Below are 15,147 nucleotides of genomic sequence, written 5' to 3'. Positions count from 1 at the left end.
AATTCACTTAACGAAAGGCTCTACAGGCAAGAACCCAACTTAAGAATATTCACCACTTACTCTAAAACCACTTAATATATTAAGTCTTACGTGTCTCATATCACCACATCTCAAATGGCAATGTCTTATGGCACAACAAGATAAAGGTATTTTTAAACCAGCAATCATTTCTTTTTATGCAAAAAAATCAACAATAAAACGCTCATAAATAGCAGTAAGCGTTTCCACTGCATCAAGGGCTACACACTCATCTACCATATGCATCGTTTGCCCTGGTAAGCCAAATTCAACCACTGGGCAATAATCCTTAATAAATCGCGCATCTGAAGTACCACCAGAAGTGGAACATTCTGGTATACTCCCTGTTACACTTTTAATAGCATTGGATAAAGTTTGAATGAGTTTATCATTTTTGGTCAAAAAAACATCCCCTAAACTTGGAATCCATTCAAGCTGATAAGAGGGATATTGGTCACTATTGTTTTTTGGTTGCACCAAAGCAAGACGCTTTTTAATTTCCTCCATCAGTGTTTCTTTTGTCCAAAGATCATTGTAGCGTATATTAAAATGAACTGTTGTCTGCGCTGGGATAACATTGACCGCTAAATTACCGGTATCGATGCTTGTTAGCTCTAAATTACTGGGTTGAAAATTCTCTGTCCCTTTATCTAAAACAGTTTGTGTCAATGCTTGAATAAGCTTACTTGCCAAAGGCAATGGATTAGCAGCCCGCTCTGGAAAAGCAACATGACCTTGGCGACCTCTCACAGTAATAATACCAGAAATCGATCCGCGGCGACCAATTTTGATGACATCCCCAACAGTCTTTACACTTGTTGGTTCCCCCACAAGAGCCGCAGTCCATTTTTCGCCTTTTTTTTCTGCCCATTTGAGAAGTTTGACAGTACCATTAATAGCAGGTCCCTCTTCATCACCGGTAATCAAAAAACTTACCATTCCTTTAATGGGCCGTTTCTCAAGAACTCGCGCTAGCGCCGCAATAAAACAAGCGATTCCGCCCTTCATATCAACAGCACCCCGCCCATATAATTTCCCCTGATCTATGACAGCTTCAAAAGGTGAGTAGGTCCATTCACCCAATGCACCTGGTGGTACGACATCTGTATGACCTGCAAACATAAGATGGGGTCCTTCATTTCCCATTTTTGCATAAAGATTTTCAACATTATCTGTATTTTTATCCGTAAAAATAGGGCGCTCGACATGAAATCCCATTTTTTTCAAAAATTGTTCCAAAGCTGATAAAGCCCCTGCTTCATGAGGTGTAACAGAAGGACAACGGATAAGCGTCTGTAGTAGCTGAAGTGGATCTGTAAGAACAGGCATAAGGTCCCCTTCCCATTTTTTATAAGTCATCGAAACTTAAGATTATTACGCTGAATTACGAAAAAGATAAAGCAAAAACATTGAAGACACTCAGCAAACCAAGCAGGGGAGAACAATCGTGCTGAGAGCTTCAATGGCTTCCTCATTATGCATGAGCAAGTACACACACAACAAAACACTCAACAAAAAGTTCCGTTAAATATTGCCTTCATTAGAAAGTTTTTTACGCCTCTAAACTATTTTTTACGCCTCTAAACTATATGAATCAAAATTAATTGCTTGTAATCTATGAGCATTTTCCTTCAACCAAGCACGATACATTTTACTATCAGGACATAGTTCTTCACAAAGAGCCCAAAATCTTGGACCGTGATTCATTTCAACAAGATGAGCAACCTCATGAGCAACAACATATCCCACAACTTCTTTTGGTGCCATAACAAGGCGCCAAGAAAAAGAAAGACGCTTATCTATTGAACAAGATCCCCAACGACTTCTCGTATCTTTATAACAAATTGATTTGACTTTACGCTCTACTTTATGGGCATAATGTGCCACCAAAGGTGTTATAATGCGTGCTGCTTGTTTTTTCAAAACGTCGGCAATGCGTCTTGGGAGGTATTCTAATCGACCATAAACAATAATTTTAGGTCCTTGCTCCGCATCTGCTGTAATGATTTCTGTTACCCCACGTCCTTCTCCATGCTTTATGGTATGGGAAACACCCAATAAAGGAATAGTTGCCCCCTCTTTGAGATAAGCATGTTCATGAGAGATTTGTACACAAGTAAGACGTGCCTCAATCCAAGAGCGGTGTTTTTCAATAAAAGTTTGAATCGTACAGAGACTTACCGCTGGTGGTGTTGTTACACAAATCCTCTGTCCGCTCGCATCAACACGTAAGGTAAGACGGCGTGCACATTTATTTTCCCGCACCCGTACAGGTACGGAGCGATCAGAAAAACTAAAATACTGTTTAGAAATGCTCATATATTTTTATCTTCATCAATAAATGTATCCCTTATTTTGTATTAATCTGATTAATAAAAGATCTCAATACCATTTCAAGGCAATCCAAATCTTGTGGACGAGAAAAGCGATGATCTGCATCACGAACAAGTGTCAATGTTACATCATGGAGAGGCAAATGATCAAGTAAAGTCATAGTATGCTGATAGGGTATCTCCACATCTTCCATCCCTTGTAGAATATGGATTGGACATCCAACATCTATACATCCCTTCATGACGCAGTTGTCTCTGCCATCTTCAATAAATACTTTTGTAAAGGGAACCGGCTCCGTATAACTAATCGCAGATCGTTCAATATGCTCTGTTTCTTCTAAAATTTTCCACCCCTTTCGACCCACCCCTGATTCTATCAATGTTTGTGTAAAATCAGGTGCTGGCGCAATCAAGACCATGCCAGCAAGCTTCTTATTTTTCTGTGCTAGCATCATAGCAAGCTTTAGCGCAATCCACCCGCCCATAGAGGTGCCAATCAAAATTTGTGGCCCCTCACAATAAGTTTCAAAAACCGCTAAACTTTCTTTAACCCAGCGCGAAATCGTTCCTTGAAAAAAATCACCACCCGATTCTCCATGTCCAGAGTAATCAAAACGTAAACAAGACAAATCATTCTTCTGAGCAAAACTATCAACCAACATCGCCTTATCCCCTGACATATCGGATAGATAGCCATGAAGCCAAACCAAACCTGGAGATTGGCGCCCCTTGCGATAGCGTACTGCAAGTGCGGTGTTCTCAAATGAAAAAAACTGACAAGAAATATTTTGATCCATAATTCTGTAGCCTCCATAAAACAATTTCTTTAAATTAAGAGAAAAACTTTTATAATCTAAATCCCAAAAAGTAATAAATCAAATAATGAAAAAGGCGCGAATTATAGTTGTTTTTAGGTGCATAATTGTATATTAAATTAACTGTAGTTGAATCAAATTAAGGAGCATAAACCATTCGTAAACCGTTTAAAATGACACCTACCCAAAAAGACGGACCACGTTCAAATCAGGATATCCGGGTACCTCATGTTCAGCTTATCAATGATGAGGGACAACATCAGGGAGTTGTTGCGATACAAGAAGCTCTTGCTATGGCTGCAGATGCCGGACTGGATTTGGTTGAAATTGTACCGAATGCAGAGCCACCCGTGTGTAAAATCATCGATTTGGGCAAATTAAAATATCAAACCCAAAAAAAAGCTGCTGAAACGCGTAAGAAGCAAAAAGTCATCGAAATCAAAGAGATTAAGATGCGCCCAAATGTCGATGTCCATGATTATGGAGTCAAACTCAAGGCTGTTCATCGCTTTATTGATCATGGTGATAAAGTAAAGATTACTTTGCGTTTTCGTGGTCGTGAAATGGCTCACCAAGACCTTGGATTAAAGCTTCTTCAGCGTGTGAAAGAAGATACAAGTGAAATTGCTAAAATCGAATTGGAGCCAAAGCTTGAAGGCCGGCAAATGATGATGGTGATAGCGCCTAAATAGTTTTGCGTTGGAATAATATTTGCATGCAACTCATCAAAATGATGTGTATAGCATTATTTAGAAGTACCACATAGAATTTTTGTGGTGCTTTTAGGGTTTTATAAATGTGTATAAATCCTTTTAAGAGTCTAATAATGCTTTATCGATTTATAAAAAGAATTCGTTATTTTGCATCTTAAATGAGAGAGCTCGAACATCGTAAGATCTTTTCATTTCAAGCTCTCTTCTCATGCAATACAGCAAAATTGTTTGCTTATACATCACAAATAGAGATGATACATAAAAATTATTAAAAAAGCAGAAGTATTTTTTGTGAATCATTTCAAATGCCAAAGGCTATCACAATATGGAAATTGGTAAATATAATGGTGAAACTCGCCGGTACCTTTTATTGAAAACTAAAAATAATGATGAACAATGAATTTTCGTTGTACCTTTCACCGAAACTTTGCACTACATTCTTCACTCTCGCCGTCGTGAAATTGATGTGATGAACCTTGAAACAAAAGGTTATTTTTGTAAAAAAGATTAAGGGACTTTTTAATTAAGAGTGTTCCAATCTTGCATAAAATAATGAGAGAATATAGAAGCATTTCATGGCTAAAAAACAAATTTCCTCTTTCGATAAACATCTTATTATCCGCCTTTTGCGAGAAAATTTTCGTAAACATATGCGTTGGTACAGTGCGGCTATTTTCTCAATGATCATCATTTCTTGTACCACGGCAACCAGTGCATGGATTATGCGTGATGTTGTTAATCAGATTATTGATGCACAAGATTTTCCTATGATTGTTTTGATTTCTAGCTTCATTGCTTTTATCTTTATTCTCAAAGGAGTTGCAACTTTTTCCCAAACTTACTTTCTAAATAAAGCAGGTAATAGTATCATTGCTGAACAACAGCGTAAAATTTTTGCACGACTTATGGAACAAGGAGTCTCTTTTTATCATAATAACACTTCATCTGATCTTCTTGTTCGTGTAACTCATAATGCGACAGCCGTACGTAATATAATTGATACTATTATCACAACTTTTGTACGTGATCTGCTTTCCGTTAGTGGTTTGTTGCTTGTCATGTTCATTCAAAACTTTGTGTTAATCTCTATTACTTTAATCGTAGGACCACTAGCCTTTTTAGGCGTTCGAATGGCTTTAAAACGCGTTCGCCACCTGATGGAAAAAGAGCTCCTTTCACTTGGTGAAATTATCAAGATCGTACAGGAAACAGCTGTTGGTATTCGAGTTATTAAAGCTTTTTCACTAGAAGAAGTCATGAAAAAACGTATGGACAAAGCTATTTGTGATGTTGAAAAACAAACAAACAATATTGCAACACTCGAAGCTATTACTAATCCGATTATGGAAACACTCACGGGTGTTGCCATTGCAGGTATTATTTGTTTTTCCGGTTATCTTGCAACCCAACGTGCAGGTGTTCAAGGTGAATTTATGTCCTTTATTGTTGCTTTACTTTTAGCTTATGAACCCGCAAAAAGGCTAGCAAATGTACGTGTCAAAATTGAATCTGGCTTGGTCAATATCCGTACGATGTTTGAAATACTCGATTGTCCCCTTACAGTTATAGAACATAAAGAAGCTAAAGATCTGAATAAAACGCAAGGAACTATTCGTTTCGAACATGTTTCTTTTGCCTACACTGATAAAAAAATGGTCCTGAAAGACATCAACCTAGAAATAGAAACTGGAAAAATGACAGCATTGGTGGGACCATCCGGTTCGGGAAAGTCAACCCTTATCAATCTTATTATGCGCCTCTATGACCCCACAAAAGGACGCATATTGATTAATGATCAAGACATCCGCTACACGACATTTCGCTCTCTGAGAAACCTGATGGCTTATGTAGGACAGGATACGTTTCTCTTTCAAGGAACTATTAAATATAATATCGGGCTTGGAAAAGAAGGGGCTCGTGATGACGAAATTATCGAAGCAGCAAAAGCAGCAAATGCTCATGACTTTATTATGAGTTTGCCAAATGGTTATGATACACAAATAGGTGATAATGGCTGTAATCTTTCAGGAGGACAAAAACAACGACTCGCTATCGCTAGAGCAATGATTCACGATAGTGAAATTCTGATTCTTGATGAAGCAACAAGCGCTCTGGATTCACACACCGAAGCACAAATTAATGAAGCACTTCATCACCTTACCAAAGGACGCACAACGATCATTATTGCTCATCGCCTTTCAACGATTGCTCGTGCTCATAAAATTGTGATCATACAAAATGGACAACTGATTGAACAAGGTACTCAGAAAGAATTACTCGCAAAAGAACATGGGTTTTATAAAAAACTTCATAATATCCAGTTTAAAAAACACACGTCCTAATTTCTAAGTATTTAAATAAAATTTAAAATCAAAAATGGATAGAAGCTAACGCCCCATTTGTAAAAATAGATAAGTTACCAAGAAAAAATATTACTTCAATCAAGAATTAGCAAAGAATTTATAGTTTATTGAAAATAAACTTCTCGGATTTAGATGAAAACTTTACCCACTATTTTGTTGAATGCAATTGACTTTAACAATGAAATTCCCCCCTCCTTTCCTCAAATGAGTGTTGAAACATTCATAAGTGTTGTGAATCCTAAAAGAGAGGGCATAAAGTTGTAAAAAACTGTCAAGAAAAAGGAAGCATGTAGATTGATGCCACCTTTATCCGTGTTTATCCCTGCACTGACAGTTTTTTCCTCATCATACCTTAAAGGTTAAAAATTCCTACCCAATCTCATCTGTAAACAATCTAGATTCTTATCGAGTTCGTTCTACTTGATAACAACTTATGTGATTCACTTAATACAAGGCTTACCCTAAAGATTCATCACATGCTTTCAAAGCACTTGATCAAAGAGGCTACACGCTTTTATTATCACCACACCTCAAATAATAGATCTTTTATGGTACAACAGGATAAGCTGACAATTATAAATTGTGCTGCAAATTATAGATACACTCAGCGTAAAAGAAAAACATTGAAAAAATAAGAGAGGATTTATTATAAAACTTTTTTACTATTGTAGCTTGCTTTAAAGCAAGCTTTGCTATTTTTTCTACATCTAGAAACTAAAGTGACATTCCTCCAATACCTGAACTTCTTGAAGAGTTTATAAGTGCACAACGTTAGTGCTTATATAAGGCTATGATTTCAATATGCAAAAAAAACAGATGAAAAGTAAAATGGCATTCCTCTTTCTTTTAACTGCCTAAATAGAAAAATACGACATATAACTCTGATAAATATTTTCACAAAAAATATCTTTTGGCATGCGTCTTAATACTTTGATTTATAAGCATAATTTATTACTTTATATCTTAAATAAAAGATAAGATGTAATTTGCTTATTGCAAATTTTCTTTATATTTACGATGAATCAATTAAAAGTACTTGTTGCGTGTCATAAGAGATATTGGTGTATGCATAAAAGCTTTTAAGATAAGCAATAAAAATACCTCTACATTTTCAAGTGAAAAGATTGTCGGCAACATGAGAAGCTGAAAAATAGAATGATAATGCCGGCTTATATCTTTAATGAATACTTATACCTTTATTAATAACGGTAGTATGGATTTTATACCATTCATAAAAGGTACTTTATACCATTTCACAAGCAATCTTATGAAATAGGCTCAAGCACAACACTGAGGAATGTTTCTTTAAAACGAGCAAATGAATTTGCAACACTGTAGTGTTATCTTTTCTAGTGTTCCGTTTGGAGGCTATTCGTTATAAGGAAAGTAATCTCATTCAAAAAAACAATAAACAAAAATCTAAAATAATAGGTAATTTTTATTATTAAAAAATATTGCTTTAAATCCGTTTAAAAATAAAACCGATATCTTATGAACTCTACGCTTGCCTCACGCTTTTGTTTATCGCGTTCTTTAATGGAATTACGCCCTTCACGTAAAAACAGAATGCCATTGTGTTGCAAATTCAGGTGTTTGTTTTAAAGAGACCTCTCTCAAAGTTCTCCCAAAGCCCATTTCGCGATAACGTCCGTGAATTGTATAACTATAAACCCATTAAGCCCCCTTATCTTTACGCTTATGGAGTAACAAGCCAGCAGCATTCACACTATTTTACCAGCCCCTAGTGTTGCGACAGCCCTTAGCTCTCGAGATGGTTCATAAAAGGCATTTTTAGTCATTTCTTAATAGTTCTATCCACACAGGATTCCCCGCCTGTAACAGGCAAAGCAAATGGTTTTGATTGATTTAACATGAGAGAAATTCGCAATGAGAGAATCATACGATATTCAAAGTTCTAATTCAAGTTGAATAAAGATAAATTATCTTTATAAATCAATATATTGCATACATTTCATTCTTTAGGCAACAACACGAGATGAGTTTGAGAACAAGGTAAGATATTTCTCTAAAATAAATATATAACAGCAAAATAATATACTATTCTTCGTGAAAATTTTGTCCCTTTAGAGAATGCTATAAATAAAAAATCGAATATTTCAGATATATCTCTTCGCGTCTCAACAAAAAGCTCCTTTTTTGATAGATTCCTGGTCTATGCCTCCTTCTTCAGCCTTAGAAATGGACAAAAAACGAAGAGAGTGTTTTTTTAAATTCAATCTTTAATAATCTCTTTCATAAAAGAGACCAATACTAGAATTTTGTTCATTTCCTATAGCACCTTTAGCTTTGAGATGACGCGAAATATCCAAATTAATTGTCCCTTTCGTCGTTCCATCAGACCCTGCTTCAAAGCCCAAATAAATATTATTGTGTATATAGCGTCCAATACGTAAGCCTGTATTACCCTTCTCATTAACGATAACATCAAGATCATCAAGCCCAATTTTAGTTCGTAACGTATTTAACAAAGATGTATTAGAAGCACCTGCAAGATCAGCCGCTGCTGCTGCAAGTTGAGCAATCTGAAATGGTGATAATTCATTAAGAGAGCGATTAAAAATCAAACGCGCCAAAATCTCATCCTGAGGCAAATTCGGTTGTGACGAAAAATTAATATCAAGATTATCAATCGTCCCACTTACAGTTACAGTGACTTGAATATCACCACTGTTATTGTTGGTTACAAAATAAACCGTAGGGTTAAGATTACCGCTAAAACTCGCTTGTCCTTGATCAAAATTAAGACGTTGCGAAAGAATATCAAAACGTCCACGAATCATTCTAAATTCACCAACTGGATGTACATCATTCAATGGACCTGCTAGATTAATGCGTCCTCCAAGTTCAGCATCTAAGCCTTTTCCGCGTACAAAAAATTGATTGCGTGCTGCAATGCGCATATTTGATAGCACGATAGATGAAGATGCTTGTGTAACTATATGACTTTTGCTTTTGTTCGTATTCTTAACATCAGCACGTTCAAGTGTTGTTTGAATCGATTTAGTTAAATTCTTATTTCTAACATCAAGAAACTTGGCACTTTTAAAATGATCCGGAACAAAAACTTCAGCTTTTTCAACGATAATATCACCACCAATAACAAGATCATTTAAAAAATGACCTTTCATTGTCATCTCACCTGATAATGTTGCCAGAATCATAGAACCATCATTATAATTGGCATTATCAAGATGAAATATCAAATCTGTCTCTAGACTATTAGAGATACGACCTGAAGCAGAAATCCCCCCCCCCCAAACGAAGAAGCTGAAGCTTTCTCTATAAGGAAATGATCACCATTCAATTTGCCTTCAAGCGTTATATTATTCAATCCTACATTTGTTTGTGAATCAAAAAAGCTACCGTCGCCTATAGAAATATTTCCTATCAATTGTGGCTTTGATAACGCTCCATTAAGAGCTGTATCAATTCTTGCTGTACCTGTTATATGTGCACCACGCTTGGCTAATAAGAGATTAAAAAAATCAAGAGGCATTATCCCTTTAACGTTTAATTTTGCCTCTGAACCATTAAAAGATACAGGCCCATGGATAGAAAGATCTAATCCTTTATCTCCAGTAGCTATCATATTTTCAATATGAAATGTCGATTTTTTATAAGAACCACGCGCATTTATATTGATTGACATCGGTCCTTTATGCGTCATAGCGGTTAAATTTTGACTAGAAAGCTCAAAATGAGCAAATGGATCCTTTATTGTTCCACCAATATCAACTTTTCCTATCATTGTCCCATCAAGCGCTTGTCCTATAATAAAACCATTCGCCAAACGTGCAGATAAATTTTGTAAATTAATATGAAGATCAAGCTTTTTTTCCTCTAGAGATACACGCCCCTGAGCTTGTGCTTGTACTCCTTCTCCTGTTAAATTTGCATTCAAAGTAAGATTTTGATCTAAGGTTTTCCCTGTAGCAGAAAGAGAAAAAGGCATGATTTTTTTATCTTGAAAAGCAACAGTTGTCAGTCCCTCACCTTTTATATCGTAAGTTATATCAGGCTTTTTAAAATGACCACGAATCATAACCCGCCCTGTTATACTCCCTGCTGCTCCAAGATCCGATTTCCACAGATTGACTAAAGTAGCAGGAAGCGCATTCATTGTAAGTTGCAAATTCAGGGTATCTTGAATATTTCCTGCTAAGATGATGTTGCCTCCATTTATTGCAATTCCTAATTCATTGATTGTCATTCCATCTTTATCAAAAGCAATTATGGATGGTTTCGGCAATGTGGCATGAAAAGTGTGTTGTTTTAGGTCCACAGTTTCAATTTGCACTTCTCGCTTTATACTTTCTGGAAGTTCCTCAACCATTAAACGACCAGAAAGCTGTGCATTGAGAGTATCATGCAACATCGCTTGGACAGTAAAAACCGTTTGTCCATTATTTCTATCGGCATGAGCATTTAAACGATTGACCATTATAAAAGGTGTTTGAATATGTTCTGCCTTGATAACTCCTTCAAACTGAGTCATGCCAAAAGGATCGAATATGTCAGCATCTATTGCCAATTTTTTTATTTTATTCTTGGAAAAATTAAAATGGTTAACATGCGCCTTCACATTGGTTTTTTGTCTGCCATTTTGTTCATCAAAAATAAAATCTCCTTTTACTTTTCCACTACCATCCTGCAAAAATAACGCTGAAAGTAGGGAAATATCATCGGCATCAATATGCAGCGCGCCTTTCAAAAAACCGCCAATTGGTTGAGAAAGATCACCCGTTATTTTTGCACTTCCCCCTCTAATATCGATATTTTCAAGTTTTCGAATTTTATGAGAATCTTTAAAAGAGGCCGATAAATGCAAAGGTTTCTTAGCAAAAATCCCTTCACCTTTTACCGCTCCCGTCAAAGCAGTAACTGGTGCTGTATTATCTACAAGTACATCTATGTTAAATGTTGTGTTTTGAAGTTTCTTCCCTACGATTAATGCTTCAGCAATATGGGCACGTGTATTTAGTTTTATATGGCTATTGCGCCCTCTCGCCGTACTTTGAATTGTAAGCGCACCGCTTATCTTTGGATCTAATTTGGACAAATCAGATATTTGAGCAGATAGATCCATTTTAGCGCTTTCATCTGAAAAATAACCATTAGCCTTTATGTTTGTATATTGATTTTTCAAATTAAAATGACGAAAAATGAAACCACTCGTATTTCGAGTAACACCACCTGAAAGAGTGATGTTTCCTTTGAATAAACGATCAAAAGGCTGCACGCCTATTTTCATATCATCAGCCATTCCTGATAATTGGAGATCAAAAATACCACTCAATAGACTGATCGTTCCTTTGGCTTTAATATCTGCACTACCGGAAAGTGATTGTTTACTGAGCACTTCCAAAGGAGTTAATGTTTGAGCTTTTAAACCCAAATCGCCTTTAAAAACAAAATTCTCCATTGTCCCTTTTAACCAAGAAGAAAAACCCTGAGCCGTAACACTCAGATCATGAATCAAAATTGGTTTATTCGAAACAATATCCGTATCTAAATGCACATGAACCGCTTGGCTTAAATTTTCTACTAACGCTCCCTTAATTTTTTTAACTCCTTGAAGCGTCCCTTTAACCTGAACACCAACATGACGAGAAGCTGCATTATCAAGATTTTCGCTTACTCCTCCCATATCAAAAATTGCATCGCGAATATAAATATTTTTATTGCTTAAATGACCTACAACCAACCGCCCATTCCAAGATTGTTGCCCTTCGCGACCATAGTCAATGTTCAAAGCAAGAATATTTGCAGGTTTTGGCACTTCTGATACAGGTAGATGAACAGACTCCTGTTCGTTATAAAGGGCCATTTTGCCATCAACAAAAAGCCGCCGTAAAAATCCATCGGCGGTTATTTCAGCATTGGCTATAACATTCATTGCTTTGCTCTGAATAACCATCTGATCAAGGTGTGTCACACCTTTTTTTGTTCTTCTTGCCTTTGCTTTTAATGTCATATCAGATTCGAAGAGGCTACGATATTGAGAAGGTATTAAAGGAATCAGTGTTCCCTCTAGTTTCGTAGAAAAACTGTATCCTTCTGGAATACTTGCAAGAATAACATTACCATCTAAAATAGAATGATGATCGGACTCTAAAGAAAGTTTGATAACCAAATCATCAAAAGTACCATCACCTTTCACCACAAGATTTAATGCTGGACGTTGTTCAATGTTAAAAATATTCGCCAAAATACCATTTTGTGGTTCATTAGCAGAAATATCAATTTGGGCTGTACGATTACTATCAGATATCTTGGTGAGAATAGAAAAAGAACCCGGTGCATCTAAACGATGCGCCGCTATAGCGACATCAAAATTACCACTAGCCAAAGTGAAATTGCCTTTTAAGGACATATCAGCAGAAAAACCAAAAAGATTCTGTTCAAATGTCACATGTTGAGCTGTAAGTGTATTGATAGAAAGAGCAAGCGGCAATTTTGGTAAAGAGAACTTACCCGTCTCAAGGGAAGAAACAAAAGAAGAATTGCCTTGCGGTTTGCGTAAAAATGTAACCTGTTCTGCCGAAAGCTGGTTAATATCCATCCGCCCTCGCAGCAACGCTAGACGATTCCAATCCATTTTAGCATTGGTAATTTTAAGCCAAACCCCTTTTTTATCACTGACAGTAATGGCATCAATTGATGTTCGAGAAGACAGTGTCCCTTGCATATTATATAAACGAACTTGACGATTAGGCGCTGAAAGCTTTCGTTCAATTAAAGAAACAAACCATGAGCGATCATCTGTTTTCATTTCGCTAGAGGGAAGAGTATCTCCTCTTTGCGCAAAAACAAAACCACCCACCCCAAAAAACAAAAATATCAAGAAGAAAGCTGATAAATATACGCCTTTTTTCATTAAAATGCTTGTCCTATACCCACATAAAAACCAATGCGAGGGTCACCTTTCTCTCTCTTTAAAGGAAAGGCTAAATCAACGCGTAAAGGACCAAGACCCGTCATATAACGACCCCCTATACCAGCTCCCCATTTAATTTTTTGAGAAAAATCAAAATTCGCATTTTCCCCTACGACACCTCCATCAAGAAAACCGACAAACCCTATTTTATCATTTAAAGAAACACGCAATTCTGCCGATCCCTCAACAACCACCCGTCCACCAACAACCGCATCATTTTTTGTTTTGATACCAATATTACGGTAAGCATAACCACGAACAGAGCCCCCACCCCCAGCAAAAAAAAGCGTATTCGCAGGGATTTGTGCTGTATCATTCCCAAGAATTGTACCAAGCTTTGCCCGCGCAGCAAAAACAAAACGATCCCCTTCATCCAACGCCCAATAAGAACGACCTTCTGCTGTTACTTTTGCAACAAAGTTGCTAAAACGCATCTCATAAAAAGGCTCAATGAAAACTTCACCATATAAACCTTTTGTTGCATTAAACTTATTATTACGACTATCGTAAATCAAACTGCTAGGGAAACCTATTGTTGTAAAATTACGGCTTCCAAAATAGATATCACGTGAATAACCATTTGAAACTTCTACAGCAGCCTGCCCCGATAGATTACCATTGAAAATATGTGTAATACCTAATCTTCCTTTGATGGCTTTTGTCGTATAATTTTCTAGAACATCTTGTTGTATTTTTAGTTCTGACCTGAGATCTGTATCTGGCGTGAGTACACCAGGCTTTATAAACGTGCCACCGAAAAGATAATCAAAGTTTTTAAAATTATACGATTGCTTTTTATTGCTACCAACACCACTTATTTTTGTTTCAATTTTAAGAACCTCTGCATGACCAAAAAGATTGTTATGCATCCAATAAGCCTCAAAACCAGCACCATCTAATGTTGAATAGCTACCACCTACACCAAAACGACGCGGTTTACGTTCTTGTACAACAAGCATAAGCGGTAAACTGCCATCTAGATTAATGGTATCAGCCTCACGTATATTGATAGCACGAAAAACGCCAAGGCGCGCAAGACGTTCATTTGCTTTAGTTAACGCATCGGAATCGTATTTCTGACCTAACTTCAATCCGGTCATCCATGCGATATAAGCTGAATCTACACGTGGTTTCTTACTTATATTACGCACACTTAAAGGACCATAATGAGCCTTTTGTCCAAGATCAACAACAATCCGTCCTTCAACACACAACGCAGCATGATCAGCCACGACCTCACTCTTCATAATTTTAGCTTTAGCATAACCTTGTTGACGCCATCCTTCTACTGCCCATTTTTCTGCTTTCAAAATGGCTTCAGATTTGGCAATAGCTCCAACTTTATAGCCCAATTCTTCAATTGTAGGCATTTTATGCGCTCTACGTTTTTCTAACGGAGCTACTTTATCAATATTTGCAATACTAAAAACATATTGTGGACCGGCATTAATTGTAATAACGATATTGGATTGTGCTGGAAGTTGAGTTACCGGACTTAAATCAGCGGCTTCTAAACCATTAATTTTAATACTAATAACACCACCGTAGCGCCCATCAGCATAAAGAGCAGAAAGAATAGCCCGATAATCTGAACGCGCTTTGGCTAACAAACCAGAAGAACTGGCAACTGCTTTCTCTTTATCTGCAAAAAGAGAAGAGACAGATTTAACTATTTTTACACCTTCTAATGGCGCCCCTGGCGGTGCAACAATATCAACTTTATAAAATCTCTCTGTACTTTTAACATACTGTGAAGGAGAATTTGTTTTCTTTTGACCAAAAAGAGGGATGCCAAACAAATTAAATGCAGAAAGTGGCTGTGGGAAAGCACAAGCGAAACACAAACCTATAAATATACAGCGTACAGTTCCTGATTTTAACAAAACTCTTGTCTGGTATACCATAAAATCAGATACCTTTAATACACTTTGCATCTACTACGCTTTA

Annotated in this window: 6 protein-coding genes and 2 pseudogenes; 2 read left to right on the top strand and 6 right to left on the bottom strand. The window is 36.7% G+C overall.

The genetic code is table 11. From position 1 onward, the window contains the following. Nucleotides 1-174: 174 nt before the first annotated feature. The 3 genes from dapE to QHG57_RS02135 all read right to left on the bottom strand — a co-directional run bounded on the left by dapE (nucleotide 175) and on the right by QHG57_RS02135 (nucleotide 3,148). The gene (gene dapE, locus QHG57_RS02145) at nucleotides 175-1,347 is read right to left on the bottom strand and encodes a succinyl-diaminopimelate desuccinylase (protein ID WP_330168442.1); all 1,173 of its coding nucleotides are present in this window, start codon (nucleotides 1,345-1,347) and stop codon (nucleotides 175-177) included. Nucleotides 1,348-1,590: 243 nt separating this feature from the next. Further along, nucleotides 1,591-2,337: a M48 family metallopeptidase gene (locus QHG57_RS02140; RefSeq protein ID WP_330169377.1), complete on the bottom strand. Its 747-nt coding sequence runs from the start codon at nucleotides 2,335-2,337 to the stop codon at nucleotides 1,591-1,593. A gap of 31 nt (nucleotides 2,338-2,368) precedes the next feature. Continuing rightward, a complete protein-coding gene (locus tag QHG57_RS02135) occupies nucleotides 2,369-3,148 on the bottom strand; it encodes an alpha/beta hydrolase (RefSeq protein WP_330168440.1) in 780 nt (259 codons plus the stop codon). A 191-nt stretch (nucleotides 3,149-3,339) separates the two neighbouring features. Here QHG57_RS02135 and infC point away from each other — a divergent pair, with 191 nt between their 5' ends. Both infC and QHG57_RS02125 read left to right on the top strand, forming a co-directional pair. Beyond that, a complete protein-coding gene (gene infC / locus QHG57_RS02130; RefSeq protein WP_026500140.1) occupies nucleotides 3,340-3,858 on the top strand; it encodes a translation initiation factor IF-3 in 519 nt (172 codons plus the stop codon). Between the two features lie 596 nt (nucleotides 3,859-4,454). Continuing rightward, nucleotides 4,455-6,221 carry an ABC transporter ATP-binding protein gene (locus QHG57_RS02125; protein WP_330168439.1) on the top strand — a complete coding sequence of 589 codons (1,767 nt, stop codon included), beginning with the start codon at nucleotides 4,455-4,457 and terminating at the stop codon, nucleotides 6,219-6,221. Between the two features lie 1,526 nt (nucleotides 6,222-7,747). Here the strand turns inward: QHG57_RS02125 and QHG57_RS09740 are convergent. The 3 genes and pseudogenes from QHG57_RS09740 to QHG57_RS02115 form a co-directional block, all read right to left on the bottom strand. Then, nucleotides 7,748-8,031 (bottom strand): annotated as a pseudogene (locus tag QHG57_RS09740) (integrase); the annotation flags it as partial. Nucleotides 8,032-8,482: 451 nt separating this feature from the next. Beyond that, nucleotides 8,483-13,140, bottom strand: a pseudogene (locus QHG57_RS02120) (translocation/assembly module TamB domain-containing protein). Continuing rightward, the gene (locus QHG57_RS02115; RefSeq protein ID WP_330169376.1) at nucleotides 13,140-15,104 is read right to left on the bottom strand and encodes an autotransporter assembly complex protein TamA; all 1,965 of its coding nucleotides are present in this window, start codon (nucleotides 15,102-15,104) and stop codon (nucleotides 13,140-13,142) included. Before QHG57_RS02115 ends, QHG57_RS02120 begins: the two are co-directional and overlap by 1 nt. Between the last annotated feature and the right edge of the window lie 43 nt (nucleotides 15,105-15,147).

The sequence above is a fragment of the Bartonella grahamii subsp. shimonis genome (genome assembly GCF_036327415.1).
GTDB lineage: Bacteria > Pseudomonadota > Alphaproteobacteria > Rhizobiales > Rhizobiaceae > Bartonella > Bartonella shimonis.
This window is presented reverse-complemented; position numbering and strand designations above follow the sequence as displayed.

What these genes read in the sequence shown, in the direction of transcription:
- dapE (WP_330168442.1), bottom strand. Translation starts at nt 1,347, where the DNA reads ATGCCTGTTCTTACAGATCCACTTCAGCTACTACAGACGCTTATCCGT.
- QHG57_RS02135 (WP_330168440.1), bottom strand. Translation starts at nt 3,148, where the DNA reads ATGGATCAAAATATTTCTTGTCAGTTTTTTTCATTTGAGAACACCGCA.
- QHG57_RS02140 (WP_330169377.1), bottom strand. Translation starts at nt 2,337, where the DNA reads ATGAGCATTTCTAAACAGTATTTTAGTTTTTCTGATCGCTCCGTACCT.
- QHG57_RS02115 (WP_330169376.1), bottom strand. Translation starts at nt 15,104, where the DNA reads ATGGTATACCAGACAAGAGTTTTGTTAAAATCAGGAACTGTACGCTGT.
- infC (WP_026500140.1), top strand. Translation starts at nt 3,340, where the DNA reads ATGACACCTACCCAAAAAGACGGACCACGTTCAAATCAGGATATCCGG.
- QHG57_RS02125 (WP_330168439.1), top strand. Translation starts at nt 4,455, where the DNA reads ATGGCTAAAAAACAAATTTCCTCTTTCGATAAACATCTTATTATCCGC.